This window comes from Pseudomonas syringae, from assembly GCF_000737245.1.
GTDB lineage: Bacteria > Pseudomonadota > Gammaproteobacteria > Pseudomonadales > Pseudomonadaceae > Aquipseudomonas > Aquipseudomonas syringae_J.
Window position 1 is genome coordinate 265445 of sequence record NZ_JPQU01000023.1, and the last position, 16483, is coordinate 281927.

Here is a 16483-nt window from a genome sequence, read left to right on the forward strand (position 1 = left end):
AGGATGCAGCTGTAACCAGCCAATAGCGCGCAGTTGACGCTGAATTGAATCACCGGTTGAATGGCCCGCTCGGTCCATTCAACCGTTTGTCAAAACCCGACATGGAGGATATCGAGTCGAAGGCTTTTGTCGGTGAGTTCTTCATCGCGGTGCTGGCTAACGCCCCCCGATGATGTTGCCGCGACGCTTGCCCTGCGCGACCGCTGTGGCTTTATCCACGGTTGCTCAGGGTTTCAATATCAAATGCGTCAGTGCCCGTTTGGCCTGCGCGCATTTTTCAAGGAATTCAGAATGTCTCAACGCCAAGTCATCAATGCTTCGGTCAGCCCGAAGGGTAGCCTCGAAACACTTTCCCAACGCGAAGTACAACAGCTCAGCGCAGCCGGTTCAGGCAGCATTTACACCCTGTTCCGCCAGTGTGCCCTGGCGATTCTCAACACCGGCGCCCATGTGGACAACGCCAAAACCATTCTCGAGGCGTACAAAAGCTTCGAGGTGCGCATTCATCAGCAGGATCGCGGCGTTCGTCTTGAGCTGCTCAACGCGCCCGCCGACGCGTTCGTTGATGGCGAAATGATCGCCAGTACTCGTGAGATGCTGTTCAGCGCTTTGCGCGATATCGTCTACACCGAGAGCGAACTGGACAGTCAGCGCATTGATCTGGAGAGTTCTCAGGGCATTACCGACTACGTTTTTCACCTGTTGCGCAATGCGCGCACTCTGCGCCCGGGCCTGGAGCCGAAGATGGTGGTGTGCTGGGGTGGCCACTCGATCAACACCGAAGAATACAAATACACCAAGAGAGTCGGCCATGAGCTGGGCTTGCGCAGCCTGGACATCTGCACCGGTTGTGGCCCTGGCGTCATGAAAGGACCGATGAAAGGCGCAACCATCGCCCACGCCAAACAGCGGATCAATGCCGGGCGCTATCTGGGGTTGACCGAGCCCGGGATCATTGCCGCCGAAGCGCCTAACCCCATCGTCAATGAGTTGGTGATTCTTCCCGACATTGAAAAACGCCTTGAGGCGTTCGTGCGGGTCGGCCATGGCATCATTATTTTCCCCGGCGGTGCAGGCACGGCGGAGGAGTTCCTGTACCTGCTGGGCATCCTCATGCATCCGGACAACCACGACCTGCCCTTCCCGGTCATTCTCACCGGGCCTAAGAGCGCCGCGCCATATCTGCAGCAGCTGCACGCCTTTGTCGGCGCGACCTTGGGCGAAGCCGCCCACAAGCACTACAAGATCATCATCGATGATCCGACAGAAGTGGCTCGGGAAATGACCGCCGGGCTCAAGACCGTCAAACAGTTCCGCCGCGAGCGCAACGACGCCTTTCATTTCAACTGGCTGCTTAAAATCGACGAGGGCTTCCAGCGCCCGTTCGATCCCACCCACGAGAACATGTCTGGCTTGCAGTTAAGCCGTTCGTTGCCGCCTCACCAGTTGGCAGCCAATCTGCGCCGTGCGTTTTCAGGCATCGTAGCGGGTAACGTGAAAGACAAAGGCATCCGCCTGATCGAGGAACACGGTCCTTACGAAATCCACGGTGACAGCGAAATCATGCAGCCGTTGGACCGACTGCTGCATGCCTTCGTTGAACAGCACCGCATGAAACTGCCCGGTGGCGCGGCTTATGAGCCCTGTTATCGAGTGGTCAAATAGCCAACGGATGGTGCGCGGTGTCGCTGACACTGCGCAGTCGCCAGAAAACAGAACCTGTGGGAGCGAGCTTGCTCGCGAAGAACGATGACGGGGTATTTCTGTTAAACCGCGTCGCCTTTATCGCGAGCAAGCTCGGTTCCCACAGGGATCTGGTCGTCTGCAGGAGTGAGCTTGATCGCTATGGCGCCGGTCCATCACGGCCCATCTTGCCGGACCAACATAGAGCCTCCCACAGGAAATCAACCGGTTCCCGGGCAAAGTCAGACCGGTACAGCTCTGGCTTCATCGGGTATCAGCCCGGTCGACGAATCAACCCACCCAATTCCCGTACACGACGCCAGCGTCCGGCAAACCCCCATGACAATCGCGTCCACATCCGTTTCATCGATGGTCAGCGGCGGCAAGAGGCGAATCGTCTTGCCACGAGTGACGTTGATCAATATCCCGTGATCCTGTGCCGCGCAAAGCGCCAGATCAGGCAACGGACGGGTCAGTTCGATGCCGATCATCAAGCCTTTGCCACGGATCGCCAGCACGTCCGGATGCTCGCTGAGCCTGGCCCGCAGCCCGGCCAATAGGCGTTCACCCTGTTGCCGTGCGTTCTGCAGCAAATTCTGTTCTTCAATGATGTCGACGACAGTGCAACCCACCCGACAGGCCAGCGGATTACCTCCAAAAGTACTGCCGTGGCTCCCCGGCGTGAACAATTCGGCGGCCTTGCCACGGGCCAGGCAAGCTCCGATGGGTACACCGTTGCCCAGGCCTTTGGCGAGCGTCATGACATCCGGAACGACGCCTTCGTGCTGGAAAGCGAACCATTGTCCAGTACGGCCCATGCCGGTCTGGATCTCATCGAGCATCAACAACCAGCCCCGCCGGCTGCAACGCTCGCGTACCGCCTTCAGATAACCAGGTGGTGCCAGCTGTACACCACTTTCACCCTGAATCGGCTCCATCAGCACCGCCGTGATGCGATGGCCGTAGGTCTGGCACGCCTTGTCCAGCGCAGGCAGGTCGCCAAACGGCACCTTCAGGAAATCACCCGGAAGCGAGTTGAACCCAAGTCGTACCGCCGGGCCGTCGCTCGCCGATAACGTCCCCAGGGTGCGTCCATGGAATGCGTTTTCCATGACCACCACCAGCGGCTTTTCGATACCCCTGTGCCAGGCGTAGAGCCGGGCGATTTTTAGGGCGGTTTCGTTGGCTTCGGCGCCCGAATTATTGAAAAACACCCGTTCCAACCCCGATAGCACGGTCAACCTGGTCGCCAGCCGCGCCTGCCATTCGATGGTGTACAAATTCGAGGTATGCATGAGCAGCCCGGCCTGATCCCTGATCACCGCCACCACTTTGGGGTGGGAGTGCCCGACGTTAGTGACGGCAACGCCGGCTACCGCATCCAGGTACTCGCGCCCGGCACTGTCCCACAGTCGCGTCCCCAGCCCATGGCTAAAACATAGTGGTAGCGGTTTGTAAGTGTCCATCAGGCAATTGGCGGTCATGGGCTGAAACTCCATCATCAGGCGTTGTTTTTTCCAGTATCGTTAGCAACCCGGGCTGGATAAACGGCCAATTCCTTCATTCATTTTAAAGCCAGGCTTGATAATGGACTTACTTCAGGCAATGTCGGTATTTGTAAAAGTGGTAGAAACCGGCAGCATGACGGCCGCAGCGCTGGAGTGCGGTCTATCGACCACTATGGTCGGTAACCACTTGCGCGGACTGGAGCAGCGATTAGGGGTCAGCCTGCTCAAACGCACCACGCGTCGCCAGGGCCTGACAGAGTTCGGGGCGACGTACTATCAGCGTTGTGTAGATGTTCTGGCGCTTGTGGCGGACTCTGAACAGTTGGCAGCGCAGTCCCAGGACACGCCCCAAGGCACTTTGCGAATCACCGCGCCGTTCACGTTTGGCTCGGAGAGTCTGGCCCCCGCGCTGAGTGAATTCATTCGTCGCTATCCGAAGATCAAGCTGGACATCGTGTGGAGCAATGAGCGGATGGACCTGATCGGTCAGGGCTTCGATGCCGCCATTCGTCTCGGCGTCTTGCCCACCTCAAGCCTCATCGCCCGGCCGCTGGTGGATTACACCCTCACCCTTTGCGCCGCACCGGACTATCTGAAACGCAGAGGAACGCCCGTTGAACCGATGGATCTGCAAAACCATGACTGCCTGGCATTTGCCTATCCGGCAGGCGATGACTGGAGTGCAGTGGAGAAACACTGGCGCCTGACCGGCTGTAACGATGAGGTGCTGGTTCCGGTCAACGGCCCGATCACCATGAACACCTCGGCAGGCCTGCACAAAGCTGCCCGAGCTGGCGCAGGCATCGTGATGATGCCCGACGCGCTGGTGCGCGAAGACCTTGCCGATGGCAGGCTAATTGCGCTGCTGCCTGACTACACACTGCCCAGCCGCCCCATGAGCTTGCTGTACGCGCAGGATCGTTACCGATCGCCGAAGTTGCGCAGCTTTGTAGACTTTGTGATGGAGCTTTGGGGCAGGCCGTAAAATATCGCCAACGAGATATGAATCATATTTTGTAGGAAATCCCTACTCGTGCAGTAAACAACGGACGCTGTAGGAGCGCGCTTGCCCGCGATAACGGAGGTCCAGTGAAATGAATACCATCTGGTTTATCGCAATCGCGGGCAAGCGCGCTCCTACAAGGATTATTTTTCGCCGGGAGAAATGCGGCGCTGCAAGTTCATACCGCCCAGACATTCCCTAGCGCGCCGCATCACCCCACCGGTACTCATGGGTGACATCGTCCAGCCGTTTTTTGAGCGACTCATCCAGCACCACGTCCGCCGCGGCAAGGGTGTCATCCAGTTGCTCTGGACGGCTGGCACCAATGATCGCTGAGGTTATCACCGGGTTGGCCAGGACCCAGGCCACCGAGGTCGTGGTCATGGACAGGCCAGCTTCGCCGATCAGCGTCTTGAGCTGCGCAATGCTGTGAAACTCGCGCTCGTGCCAATAGCGCTTCTGGTACATCTCCCCCGCCTCACCCACGGTTGCCGTAAAGCGCCCCTCGCTGGGAGTTTGTTCCAGGGCGTGCTTGCCCGTGAGCAAACCACCCGCCAGCGGGTTATAGGGCATCACAGCCAACCCTTCTTCTTTCGCCAGCGGTAGCAGCTCCCGTTCAATCTGTCGGAACAACAGGTTATAGCGAGGCTGGATTGAGACGAACCGCGCCAGCCTCAACGTGTCCGCACGGCCAAGCATCCGTGCCATGCGATAAGCGAGAAAATTGGAAACGCCGATGTACCGTGCCTTGCCGTGCTTGACGATGATGTCCAGCGCTTCAAGTGTCTCGTCGAGCGGGGTCAGCGGATCGTCCAGGTGCAGCTGATACAGGTCGACGTAATCAGTGTTCAGACGCTTGAGAGACGCCTCGATCGCATCCAGCAAATGCTTGCGCGAATTACCTTGATTCCACGCTGCCGGGCCCATCACGCCGCTGGCCTTGGTGGCCAGAATGAATTGGTCGCGCTTGCCCTTGAGCCAGCCGCCGACGATTTCCTCGGTACGCCCAACCGTATCGAGCTTCGCGCCCAAGGGATAAACGTCAGCCGTATCGATGAAGTTAACGCCCGCATCGGCGGCCCGATCGATGATTCGATGCGATACCTGCTCTTCGGTTTGCAGGCCAAACGTCATGGTGCCCAGACACAGCCGGGAAACGCTGAGTCCGGTATTGCCAAATTGCCGATATTGCATGGTGCTTCTCCTTATGCGGAAGGGTTCGTACTACCCACGGTTGAAGACCCCGGGAATACATTAGGCGACGCCTTGGATGGCGACACCGCCAGTAAAAAATAATTCCGCAATTTTGGATGTGTAAATGGCGCCTAGCCTTGCCCGTCATCGAGCGCAAAATATAGACATATCATTAATAATCAGTCACTTAGAGCAATAAAATCATGCGCCGGTAAATTGTCGCCACGACAAAAAACAATACGGCAACCTGGTGACAAAAGCCTGGTGTCATATTTGTGACTAAAGTCTCACCCGGCCAGGCAGATAACTGGGTATTCGCAAAAGCCTTTTCAGCTGTTCAAGGACCGAACCATGACGCCAAGTCAACACGGTAGCTCTTCTGCCCAAAGCCGCCAGGCAATCTTCCTCTGGTTTCCCTTGGCCCCTGCCGTGGCCGGATGCGCGGCGCTTGTTCTATCGGCGCCTACGCAACTGAATATCGGCCTGAGTGCCGCTGTATTAGCCGTCGGTGTCGCCACCGGATTGTTCGCCGCCGCCGCGCAGAATCGCAAGTTACGGGCCATCTCCCAGGCCGCCGCGCTGCATCAATTGGAAACCGCTGATAACACCTCCCTGCAATCCCATGCGCAGATCAATGAAGTTCTGATGGGCGCTATGCCAATCTGGGCCAAGCAGGTGGAAAGCTCGCGGCAGCAGACCGAAACCGCCATTGTTTCCCTCACCGGCCGATTCACCGGCATCTCCTCACGGCTGCAAGAGACTGTGCATGCATCCCAGCAAGCGGCCGGTGATCTGGCAGGCCAAAGTACCGGGGGCGCGTTGCAGGTGCTGGCCCAGAGCGACCATGATCTGGTGCAAGTCATAAATTCCCTCAAGGCTACCCAGACCAGTCGCGATGAAACCCTGGCCCAGGTTCGCAACCTCACCGCCTACACCGGAGAGCTGCGCTCCATGGCGGCCGATGTCGCCGCCATTGCCGCACAGACCAACCTGCTTGCCCTCAACGCTGCCATCGAAGCCGCCCGTGCTGGTGAAGCCGGTCGGGGGTTTGCAGTCGTGGCCGATGCAGTGCGCAGCCTGTCCAGCAAATCCAGCGAAACCGGCCAGCAGATGTCCGCCAAGGTCGACATCATCAACAGCGCCATCAGCCAACTGGTACAGGCGGCTTCCAGCGGCGCGGATCAGGATCAGGATTCAGTGGCAGCGTCTGAAAGCAGCATTGAACGGGTCCTGGAAAGCTTCAAAAATGTGACCGGGCGTCTGGCTGAATCTGCCGAGATGCTTCAGCAGGAAAGTTTCGGCATACGTGACGAGATGACGGAAGTACTGGTCAGCCTGCAATTTCAGGATCGGGTCAGCCAGATCCTGACTCACGTGCGCGACAACATCGACGACTTGCACGCCCACCTTCAGCAAGCCACGCAGATGCCCGACCAGACCGTGACCATCGATGCGCGAAGCTGGCTGGCAAAAATGGAAGCGACCTACGCCACGGATGAGCAGCGCCACAGCCACCATGGCAGCGCCCGCGCACAACAGAATTCTCAGGAAATCACCTTCTTCTAGGAGCCCCTCATGGCTAAAAGTGTATTGGTTGTCGACGACTCCAGCAGCGTCCGGCAAGTAGTTGGTATTGCCCTCAAAAGCGCCGGTTATGACGTCATCGAAGCCTGCGACGGCAAGGATGCCCTGGGCAAACTCAACGGCCAGAAAGTCCACCTGATCATCAGTGACGTGAACATGCCGAACATGGACGGCATCACCTTCGTCAAGGAAGTCAAGAAGCTGCCTAACTACAAGTTCACGCCGATCATCATGCTCACTACTGAATCTCAGGAATCGAAAAAAATGGAAGGCCAGGCCGCAGGTGCAAAAGCCTGGGTAGTCAAGCCATTCCAGCCTGCGCAGATGCTCGCGGCCGTGTCCAAACTGATTCTGCCCTGATTGCCGCACACCCGGAGGTTGCGATGCCGCTGCTCTACGAAATTCTCAACGATACAGCGCACGTGAACATCGACGGCGAGCTGACCATTTACACCGCCTCGGAACTGTCTGCCGAGTTGTTACCCAGACTGGGCGCAACGCCGCAGATGCAGATCGATCTGTCGCAAATCACCGAGATGGACGGAGCCGGTCTGCAACTGCTGATCATGGTCACTCGCGAAGCCTCCAGGGCCGGAACGGCGCTCACCTTGACCGGGCATAGCAAGGCCGTACTGGAAACCCTGCAATTGAGCGGTCTGGGCTTAGCGCTCTGACACCTTAAACAGTCACAAAGGACGTGAGCGTGAGCATCAATCTCGATCAGGCATTACAGACATTTATTGTCGAGGCGCGCGAGCTGTTGCAGGCGATGGAAGAGTCGTTGCTGCAGTTGGAAAGCGAGCCTGGCGACGATGACGCCATTGGCGCGATCTTCCGTGCCGCGCACACCATCAAAGGCTCGGCTGGCCTGTTTGGGCTCGATCCGATCGTCAGTTTCACCCACATCGTCGAAGACGTTTTAGACCGTCTGCGCGATGGCAGCGTTAGCGTGGACGCTGGCCTGATCGCAGTGCTGCTCAAGTCCGGCGATCACATGCTCGAACTGATTGATGTGGTCGCCAGTCAGGGTGCACAACTGCAAGCGCCAGCGTTGGCGCGGGAAGCCGAGCTGCGCAAGTCCTTGCAGGCTTATCAGGCGCCCTCGCACTCAGACAGCGTAGCGCCGGAAGTACTTCCTGACACCGACGTTGCAAGTGCAGAGACCCAGGCGGTGCTTTGGCATATCTCCCTACTTTTTGCCAAAGACGTGTTCCGTAATGGCATGGACCCTTTGTCGTTCTTGCGCTTCCTGAACACCTTGGGCGAGATCGTCACAGTGCAGACCCTGACCGACAACCTGCCGCACCTCGAAGCATGGGATGCCGAGTCTTGCTACCTGGGTTTCGAAATCGACTTCCATTCCAGTGCGAGTCACGCAGCGATCAATGAAGTCTTCGATTTTGTGCGCGAGGACTGCCAGATCGAAATTATTCAGGCCGACACAAACCAAGATTCTGATTTGCCGCAAAACCCCGGCACAGCACTTGTTTCGCAAATGCCGGACAACATCGGGCAAGGGCAAGGCACGGCCATGGTGCCCATGGGCGAACTGCTGGAAGACCAGCGCTCGGAACCACGGGTGCCGGCTCCACTTTCCAACGACAAGCAGCTTTCGAGCGACAAGCCGGCTGAGAACAAAGCCAAAGACGGCCGCTACGTGCGGGTCAACGCCGACAAGCTCGACGAGTTAATCAACCTGGTGGGCGAGCTGGTCATTGCCAGTGCCGGCGCTACCCTGCTCGCCCGTACCTGCGATAACGATCCCCTGCAGGAATCGACTTCCACCGTTTCCGGATTGGTCGAGGAAATCCTTGATGGCGCCTTGCGTCTGCGGATGATCCCCATCGGCGATACCTTCAACCGGTTCCGTCGGGTGGTCCGCGACGTCAGCCAGGAATTGGGCAAAGACATCGAGCTGGTCATCAGCGGAGCCGAAACCGAGCTGGACAAGACGGTGGTGGAAAAAATTGGCGATCCGCTCATGCACCTGCTGCGCAACGCCATGGATCACGGCATTGAAAGCGCTGCCGAGCGACTCGCTGCCGGTAAACCTGCCAAAGGTCACCTGCACCTCAACGCCTACCATGACTCGGGCAGCATCGTGCTGGAAATCGCCGACGACGGCGCCGGACTCAATCGTGACCGGATTCTGGAGAAAGCCCAGGAACGCGGCCTGATCGCACCCGGCGCAAGCCTCACGGATCAGGAAGTCTACAACCTGATTTTCGAAGCCGGTTTCTCCACCGCCCAGGCTGTCACCAACCTGTCCGGGCGTGGCGTTGGCATGGACGTTGTCAAACGCAATATCACCCTGCTACGGGGCACAGTCGACCTGGACAGCAAGCCCGGCCAGGGCACTGTTATCCGCATCCGCCTGCCCCTGACCCTGGCCATCATCAATGGATTCCTTGTGGGTATCGGTCAGTCCACCTACGTCATTCCGCTGGATATGGTTCAAGAGTGCATCGAACTCAGCGAAGACGATCGGCAGGTCAGCCGCGAGCAAGGTTATTTGGACCTCAGGGGCGAAGTGCTGCCGCTGGTGTACCTGCGTGACCATTTCCAGCACGAAGGTCCGGCTGCCCGACGCCAGAACGTGGTGGTCGTGCGTTATGCCGAACACAAGGCCGGGCTGGTGGTGGATGACCTGCTCGGGGAATTCCAGACCGTGATCAAACCCTTGGGCAAGCTGTTCGGCGCACTGCGCGGCATCAGTGGCTCAACCATTCTGGGCAGTGGCGCTGTGGCGCTGATTCTCGACATCCCGGCACTGCTCAGTCAGATCGTACAACTCGAAACACGCTACACCGCCCAAGCAACCCAACTGCCTGCAACTGCCCGTTGATGCATCTGTTTTTCCATGGAGGTAACACCCGATGAAATGGTTTTACGATCTGAAGATCGCCACAAAGTTGATCGCGTCATTTCTGACGGTGCTCGCCCTTACCGCAGTCATGGGTGTGTTTTCCATCATTCAGCTGGGTGCCGTAAATGACACCGCCGGCGAAATTCGCGACAACTGGATGCCGTCCATGCGTGCAGCATCGGGCATGCGTTTCTACGCCGCCAACTACCGCATCAAGGAAAACCGTCATGTGGCGGCCGCGCTGATTGAAGACAAAAACGCCATCGCTCAAGAAGCCCTTGCCGAGCGGAAGCAGTTTGAAACCCGTCTGGACACCTACGAAAAACTGCTGACCAACGATGAAGATCGCCGGCTCTTTGCAGTGACGAAAAATGACTGGGCAAGCTACTTGGCGGTCAGCAAAGACCTGCAGGCGCTGTCTAGCCAAAACCGCGAAGAAGAAGCCCGGACCATGCTGGCTGGTGAATCCAAGCGTCAGTTCGATCTGGTCACCGGCGACCTGCAAAAGCTCGTAGAGCTCAATGATGTCGGGGCCGAAGCTGCTAGCGTGCGTGGCGATATGCTCTACGACAACGCACGAATCTCCATCATCAGCGTACTGATCGCCGCATTGGTGATTGGCCTGGGCCTGGCGCTGTTCATCTCGCGGATCATTTCCCGACCGCTCCAACAAGCCGCCGCGGCCGCCGAACAACTGGCCGAAGGCAACCTCAACGTCCACATCGAGCCGGGCTCGAAGGACGAAACCGGCATGGTGATCAACGCCATGCAGAACATGGTCGGCAAACTTTCGCACATCATTGGTGAGGTGCGTAACGCCGCCGACAACCTGGCCAGCGCTTCCGAAGAAGTCAGCGCCACGGCCCAATCCATGAGCCAGGCGACCAGCGAGCAAGCCGCCAGCGTCGAAGAAACCAGCGCCTCTATCGAACAGATGAGCGCCAGCATCAACCAGAACACCGAGAACGCCAAGGTTACCGACGGCATGGCGAGCAAGGCCGCCAAGGAAGCCACTGACGGCGGAGAATCAGTGCAACAAACCGTCGTGGCCATGAAGAAGATCGCCCAGCGGATCAGCATCATCGACGACATTGCCTACCAGACCAACCTGCTGGCGCTCAACGCGGCCATCGAAGCGGCCCGGGCCGGGGAGCACGGCAAAGGTTTTGCGGTGGTTGCCGCCGAAGTGCGCAAGCTGGCCGAACGCAGCCAGGTGGCGGCGCAGGAAATTGGCGAGCTGTCTTCCAGCAGCGTCGAGATGGCCGAGAAAGCCGGCAACCTTCTGAACGAAATGGTGCCATCTATCAACAAGACCTCGGACCTCGTCCAGGAAATCAGCGCAGCTTCCGAAGAACAGGCCGCAGGCGTCGCGCAGATCAACACGGCGATGACCCAGCTCAACTCGGTCACCCAGCAAAATGCGTCGAGCAGCGAAGAACTGGCAGCCACTGCCGAAGAAATGAGCAGCCAGGCCGAACAGCTTCAACAGGCCATGAGCTTCTTCACCCTGGACGGCCCGGTAAAACCGGCCACCCAGCCCGCTCGTTCCAGCAATCCGCCCGGTTCCGCAAACCGCAAGCCGTCGCGCCCGGCTGTGCCAGCGCCGCAGAAAGCTTTTGCGTACAACATGGCCAGCGCCCCGGATGAATCCGAGTTCACTCGATTCTGAGTGGATTCCCCCACCGGCTTGCCTTGAAGGAGAAAGACATGGGCGCAATCAGCAGTACACGACAGATCGCCACGGTCGTTGAGGAACAAGAGCAATACCTGACCTTCATGCTCGGCGCCGAGATGTTCGCCATTGGAATTCTGGGCATCAAGGAAATCATCGAGTACGGCAACCTGACCGTGGTGCCGATGATGCCGGCGTTCGTGCGCGGGGTCATTAACCTGCGCGGTGCCGTGGTGCCAGTGGTGGACTTGTCAGCGCGCTTCGGTCGTCCCAACTCCGGGATTACCCGCCGCAGTTGCGTGGTGATCATTGAAGCCAATGCGACCGATGGCCAGGCTCAGGATATTGGTCTGCTGGTGGATACCGTGTCGGCGGTGATGGACATCCCCGCCTCGCAAATCGAACCGCCCCCCAGCTTCGGAGCCAAGATCCGTGCCGACTTCATCAGCGGCATGGCCAAGGTCGATGGCAAGTTCGTCATCGTCCTTGAGGTCGATCAGGTGCTGTCCATCGACGAAATGTCGCGGTTGGCCGAAGTCGATCAGATCGCGGCTGTTGAAGCCGAACCACGCTGAGCAGGGACGGACCGAAATCGTGAATGGAACAGCGCTAAACGATCGGGAGTTCGGTCAGTTTCAGTCCTGGCTTTACGGGGCCGCGGGTATCAACCTGTCACCTGCCAAGAAGGCACTGGTGGCCGGCCGCCTGTTCAAACGCCTCAAGCACTACGAGCTTGATAGTTATGGCGAGTACTTCAAGCTGATCATGAGCGGCCAGCGCAATGGCGAACTGCAGGTCGCTCTAGACTTGCTCACCACCAACGAAACCTATTTTTTCCGCGAGCCCAGGCATTTTGACTTCCTGCGCCAACAGGTACTGCCCAAAGCAACGCCGGGCAAGACCTTCCGGGTCTGGAGTGCCGCCAGTTCGTCCGGGGAGGAACCCTACAGCCTGGCAATGACCCTCGCGGAAAGCCTGGGCACCACGCCGTGGGAAATCATCGGTTCGGATATCAGCAGCCAAGTGCTGGCCAAGGCTCGCGCCGGGCACTACCCCATGGAACGCGCCACCAACCTGCCCCAACCGCTGCTGCACAAATATTGCCTGAAGGGCATCGGCAATCAGGCTGGCACCTTTCTGGTGGAAAGGAGCTTGCGCAGCCGGGTCAATTTCATCCAGGTCAATCTCAATGAGGCGCTGCCGGACCTCGGCGAGTTCGACGTGATCTTCCTGCGCAACGTGATGATCTATTTTGATCAAGACACCAAGATCAAGGTGGTTGCCCGTCTGCTGCCGCGCCTGAAGGCCGGCGGATATTTCATTGTCAGCCATTCCGAGAGCCTCAATGGCGTCAGCGATGCGGTGAAACTGGTAGCACCGTCGATCTATCGCAAGCCATGAACACCCACATAGACGAAGTCTTTCTGGCTCCCGGCGACTTCTGCTTCGCGACCAGCCCCACACGTATCCGCACAATCCTCGGTTCCTGCGTCGGTATTACCTTTTGGCATCCGTCGCGTAAAATCGGCGCCATGTGCCATTTCATGTTACCCAGCCGAACCCACAGATGCGGCGCGCTCAACGGCAAATACGGGGACGAGGCCATCGAGATGTTCATTGAACAGGCTCGTGCCCACCGAACGGCGCCGGAGGACTATGAAATCAAGCTGTTCGGCGGCGGCGAAATGTTCCCTAATCACAGGCGCAACGTGCATTTCAGTGATGTCGCGCGGATGAATATCCGCGCGGCGCTGGAACTTGCCGACAGCCATGATCTGGACCTGATTGCCCAGGACATGGGCAGCACCGGCTATCGCAACGTCATTTTTGACCTCTGCAACGGACATGTCTGGGTCAGGCACCAACCAATTAGGACAAGCTCAGAACATGGCGACGAAAAAAATAAGCGTACTGCTAGTCGATGATTCGGCGGTGGTGCGTCAGGTTCTGTTGGCAATTCTCAATGACACGCCGGACATCCATGTCATGGGTGCAGCGTCCGACCCCATCTTTGCCATGGACAAGCTGGCCAAAGAGTGGCCGGACGTGATCGTGCTGGATGTCGAGATGCCGCGCATGGACGGGATCACTTTTCTGAAAAAAATCATGAGCGAGCGCCCTACCCCCGTGGTTATCTGCTCGTCCCTGACTCAGAAAGGCGCCGAGACCAGCTTGCAAGCGATGTCCGCCGGAGCGGTTGAAGTGATCACCAAGCCCACCACAGGGCTGAAAAATTTCCTGCTGGAATCGGCTGCAGAGTTGGTGGGTGCGATTCGTGCCGCAGCCAATGCCAACGTGCGCAACCTGGGCAAGCGTCCCGCCGCGCCAGTGCTGACCCCAGCCACACGGCTGAGCGCTGACGCCGTACTGCCCGCCGCCCAGGGCCAGGCCATGGCTCAAACCACCGAGCGGATCGTCGCCATCGGCACTTCCACCGGTGGCACCCAGGCGCTGGAAGCGGTGTTGACCGCGCTGCCTCGGGTTTGCCCGGGTATGGTCATCGTTCAGCACATGCCGGAGAAATTCACCGCTTCGTTCGCCGAGCGCCTCAACAGCCTGAGCCAGATCGAAGTCCGCGAAGCGAAAAACAATGATCGCATCCTGCCCGGGCTGGCCCTGATTGCGCCCGGAGGCAAGCACATGATGGTCACCCGCAGTGGCGCCTTTTATCACGTGCAAGTCATTGACGGCCCACTGGTCAATCGCCATCGGCCATCGGTAGATGTGCTATTCCGCTCCGTAGCCCGGTTTGCCGGCAAGAACGCCACCGGCATCATCATGACCGGCATGGGTGACGATGGCGCGCGGGGGCTCAAGGAAATGCTCGATGCTGGCGCATCCACTGTTGCCCAGGACGAGGCCTCGTGCGTGGTCTTCGGCATGCCCAAGGAAGCCATCAAACTCAATGCCGCCCAGCGCATCTTGCCGCTGCATGACATGCATCAGGCTATTCTGCACAGATAGCGTTTTCTATTGCCTGGATGTCGTTTTGCCGCTTGCCCCGGGAATTGCGCTCTAACATGCTACTGGCTTGGCTTAAATGACAACAAGCAGGCCGCTTAACGCCGCCTGGGGTCGTATCGGGAGAACAACAAATGAAAACCGTCGCACAATTGCTCAAGCTCAAAGCGCAGCACCATCAACAGGTCCACACCATCGCTCCCGGTCAAATGGTGCTCGATGCTCTCAGGCTTATGGCCGAGAAGAACATCGGTGCCTTGCCGGTGGTAGACGACGGCAAGCTGGTGGGTGTGGTCAGTGAACGGGACTACGCCCGCAAGATGATTCTGATGGGCCGCTCATCCGTGGGCACACCGGTCAGCGCGATCATGAGCAACAAGGTGATCACCGTGACCTCGTCCCAGAGCGTCGAAACCTGCATGGGCATCATGACCGACAGCCATCTGCGCCATTTGCCGGTGGTGGAAGACGGACAACTGCTGGGCCTGCTGTCCATTGGTGACCTTGTGAAAGAAGCCATCGCCGAACAGGCCAACATGATCGAACAGCTGGAGCAGTACATTCGGGGTGATTGAGTGCTGTGGAATGGCGAATACCGCGCGTGCCCGTGTGAATGCGGTCCCTTGTGGGAGCGGTGCTTGCCCGCGATAAGGCTGGACGCGATTTCCCGACAAACCGAGTTGACCTTATCGCGGGCAAGCCTCGCTCCCACAGGTCTTGCTCCACTCTGGACCCTGCTCTAACCTGTCGCCTCGCCCCTCGGTTTAGAGCCCCAAATGACAACCCACCTGGACACCGTATTCGAACGCCACGGCACCGACAGCAAGAAGTGGAGCCTGTACCCCGCCGATGTGCTGCCGATGTGGGTGGCGGACATGGACTTTCCGGTGGCTCAACCCATCATTGAAGCCCTGCAAACACGCCTGCAACACCCACTGTTGGGTTACGGCGTGGCTCAGGACAACCTGCGCAAGACGGTGGTCGATTACCTTTGGCAGCGCTATGCATGGCGTGTATTGCCCGAGGAGTTGGTATTCCTGCCTGGTGTCGAGCCAGGCTTCAATATGGCGCTCAATGCGCTGGTTGCCGACAACGCGCCGGTGGTGCTGCAAATGCCCAACTACGCACCTCTCGCCCAGGCCCCAAGTCATCGGCATCAGCCAAGTATCGAACTGCCGTTCAAAGCCGATAGCAACGGTGAATACCACACTGATATGGCCGAACTGAATACCCATCTGGCGGGTGCAGGGGCGTTTCTCCTGAGTAATCCGCATAACCCGCTGGGCAAGGTGTTCAGTGGCGAAGAACTGCACATGATCGGCCAGGCTTGTGTTGACCACGATGTGCTGATCATCTCCGACGAGATTCACGCTGACATCCTGTTCGACGGCCGTCGCCATATCCCCATCGCATCTCTCAGCCCGCAAATCTCCAGCCGCACGGTAACCTTGATGTCGGCCAGCAAGGCTTACAACATTGCCGGCCTCAAGACCGCGTTTGCAGTGATTCAAGACCCGCAGTTGCGCAAGCGTTTCAACACCGGACGCCTGGGCCTGGTAGACAGCGTCAACGTGCTGGGCCTGGAAGCGACCCGCGCCGCCTACAGCCAATGCGCCGACTGGCTACGCGAGGTCAACGCCTATCTGCAGGCCAACCGCGATTACCTGGCCGAGGCCGTACGTACCCGTCTGCCGGGCGTGGTCATGCATCTGCCGCAAAGCACTTACCTGGCCTGGCTGGATTGCTCGGCACTGGGGCTGGAAGACCCGTACCAGTTCTTCCTCGACAGCGCCAAAGTTGGCCTCAGCGCTGGCCGTGAATTCGGCCCGGACTGTCAGCAATTCGTGCGCCTGAACTTCGGCTGCCCCCGCGCCTTGCTGGAAGAAGGGATTGCGCGGATGGAGCGGAGTTTGCGGGAACGGTGATCTGACTGTTGGAGCGAGTGATCTCAATATTCGCGCGACGACGTGGGACCGGCTTTAGCCGGGAAGAGGCCGGTACATCCACACGAT

General features: G+C 58.6%; 15 protein-coding genes. 13 read left to right on the plus strand and 2 right to left on the minus strand.

The window, feature by feature from the left end:
- Window positions 1–291 precede the first annotated feature (291 nt).
- Window positions 292–1665, plus strand: a complete 1374-nt coding sequence (ppnN, locus tag IV01_RS17595) for a nucleotide 5'-monophosphate nucleosidase PpnN (protein ID WP_032627287.1) — start codon at window positions 292–294, stop codon at window positions 1663–1665.
- Window positions 1666–1925: 260 nt separating this feature from the next.
- Here the strand turns inward: ppnN and IV01_RS0124805 are convergent, their stop codons facing one another.
- Window positions 1926–3167: an aspartate aminotransferase family protein gene (locus IV01_RS0124805; RefSeq protein ID WP_080290247.1), complete on the minus strand. Its 1242-nt coding sequence runs from the start codon at window positions 3165–3167 to the stop codon at window positions 1926–1928.
- 103 nt (window positions 3168–3270) lie between these two features.
- On the opposite strand from IV01_RS0124805, the gene IV01_RS17590 reads away from it, so the two are divergent.
- Window positions 3271–4176 carry a LysR family transcriptional regulator gene (locus IV01_RS17590; RefSeq protein WP_032627288.1) on the plus strand — a complete coding sequence of 302 codons (906 nt, stop codon included), beginning with the start codon at window positions 3271–3273 and terminating at the stop codon, window positions 4174–4176.
- Between the two features lie 216 nt (window positions 4177–4392).
- Here the strand turns inward: IV01_RS17590 and IV01_RS17585 are convergent, their stop codons facing one another.
- On the minus strand, window positions 4393–5388 hold the full coding sequence (locus tag IV01_RS17585; protein WP_032627289.1) for an aldo/keto reductase: 996 nt from the start codon (window positions 5386–5388) through the stop codon (window positions 4393–4395).
- Between the two features lie 654 nt (window positions 5389–6042).
- Here IV01_RS17585 and IV01_RS17580 point away from each other — a divergent pair.
- The 11 genes from IV01_RS17580 (at window position 6043) to IV01_RS17535 (ending at window position 16396) form a co-directional block, all read left to right on the plus strand.
- Complete coding sequence (locus IV01_RS17580; protein ID WP_418903518.1) at window positions 6043–6954, plus strand: methyl-accepting chemotaxis protein; 912 nt, start codon at window positions 6043–6045, stop codon at window positions 6952–6954.
- Window positions 6955–6963: 9 nt separating this feature from the next.
- Window positions 6964–7332 (plus strand): response regulator, encoded by a 369-nt coding sequence (locus IV01_RS17575; RefSeq protein ID WP_032627291.1) that lies wholly within the window; start codon window positions 6964–6966, stop codon window positions 7330–7332.
- A gap of 23 nt (window positions 7333–7355) precedes the next feature.
- Window positions 7356–7646, plus strand: coding sequence for an STAS domain-containing protein (locus tag IV01_RS17570; protein WP_032627292.1), 291 nt, complete (start codon window positions 7356–7358; stop codon window positions 7644–7646).
- 29 nt (window positions 7647–7675) lie between these two features.
- Window positions 7676–9817 (plus strand): chemotaxis protein CheA, encoded by a 2142-nt coding sequence (locus tag IV01_RS0124810; RefSeq protein WP_032627293.1) that lies wholly within the window; start codon window positions 7676–7678, stop codon window positions 9815–9817.
- Window positions 9818–9848: 31 nt separating this feature from the next.
- The gene (locus tag IV01_RS17565) at window positions 9849–11507 is read left to right on the plus strand and encodes a methyl-accepting chemotaxis protein (protein ID WP_032627294.1); all 1659 of its coding nucleotides are present in this window, start codon (window positions 9849–9851) and stop codon (window positions 11505–11507) included.
- 38 nt (window positions 11508–11545) lie between these two features.
- Entirely contained in the window at window positions 11546–12085 is a 540-nt protein-coding gene (locus tag IV01_RS17560; protein ID WP_032627295.1) for a chemotaxis protein CheW, read from the plus strand.
- A gap of 19 nt (window positions 12086–12104) precedes the next feature.
- Window positions 12105–12911, plus strand: coding sequence for a CheR family methyltransferase (locus IV01_RS17555; protein ID WP_418903517.1), 807 nt, complete (start codon window positions 12105–12107; stop codon window positions 12909–12911).
- Window positions 12908–13435 (plus strand): chemoreceptor glutamine deamidase CheD, encoded by a 528-nt coding sequence (gene cheD / locus IV01_RS17550; protein WP_032627296.1) that lies wholly within the window; start codon window positions 12908–12910, stop codon window positions 13433–13435. Before IV01_RS17555 ends, cheD begins: the two co-directional genes overlap by 4 nt.
- On the plus strand, window positions 13398–14474 hold the full coding sequence (locus tag IV01_RS17545; RefSeq protein WP_032627297.1) for a protein-glutamate methylesterase/protein-glutamine glutaminase: 1077 nt from the start codon (window positions 13398–13400) through the stop codon (window positions 14472–14474). The genes cheD and IV01_RS17545 overlap by 38 nt, the downstream gene beginning before the upstream one ends.
- Window positions 14475–14605: 131 nt before the next feature.
- Window positions 14606–15046, plus strand: a complete 441-nt coding sequence (locus IV01_RS17540; protein ID WP_032627298.1) for a CBS domain-containing protein — start codon at window positions 14606–14608, stop codon at window positions 15044–15046.
- A 201-nt stretch (window positions 15047–15247) separates the two neighbouring features.
- Entirely contained in the window at window positions 15248–16396 is a 1149-nt protein-coding gene (locus IV01_RS17535; RefSeq protein WP_032627299.1) for a MalY/PatB family protein, read from the plus strand.
- The last annotated feature ends 87 nt before the right edge of the window (window positions 16397–16483 follow it).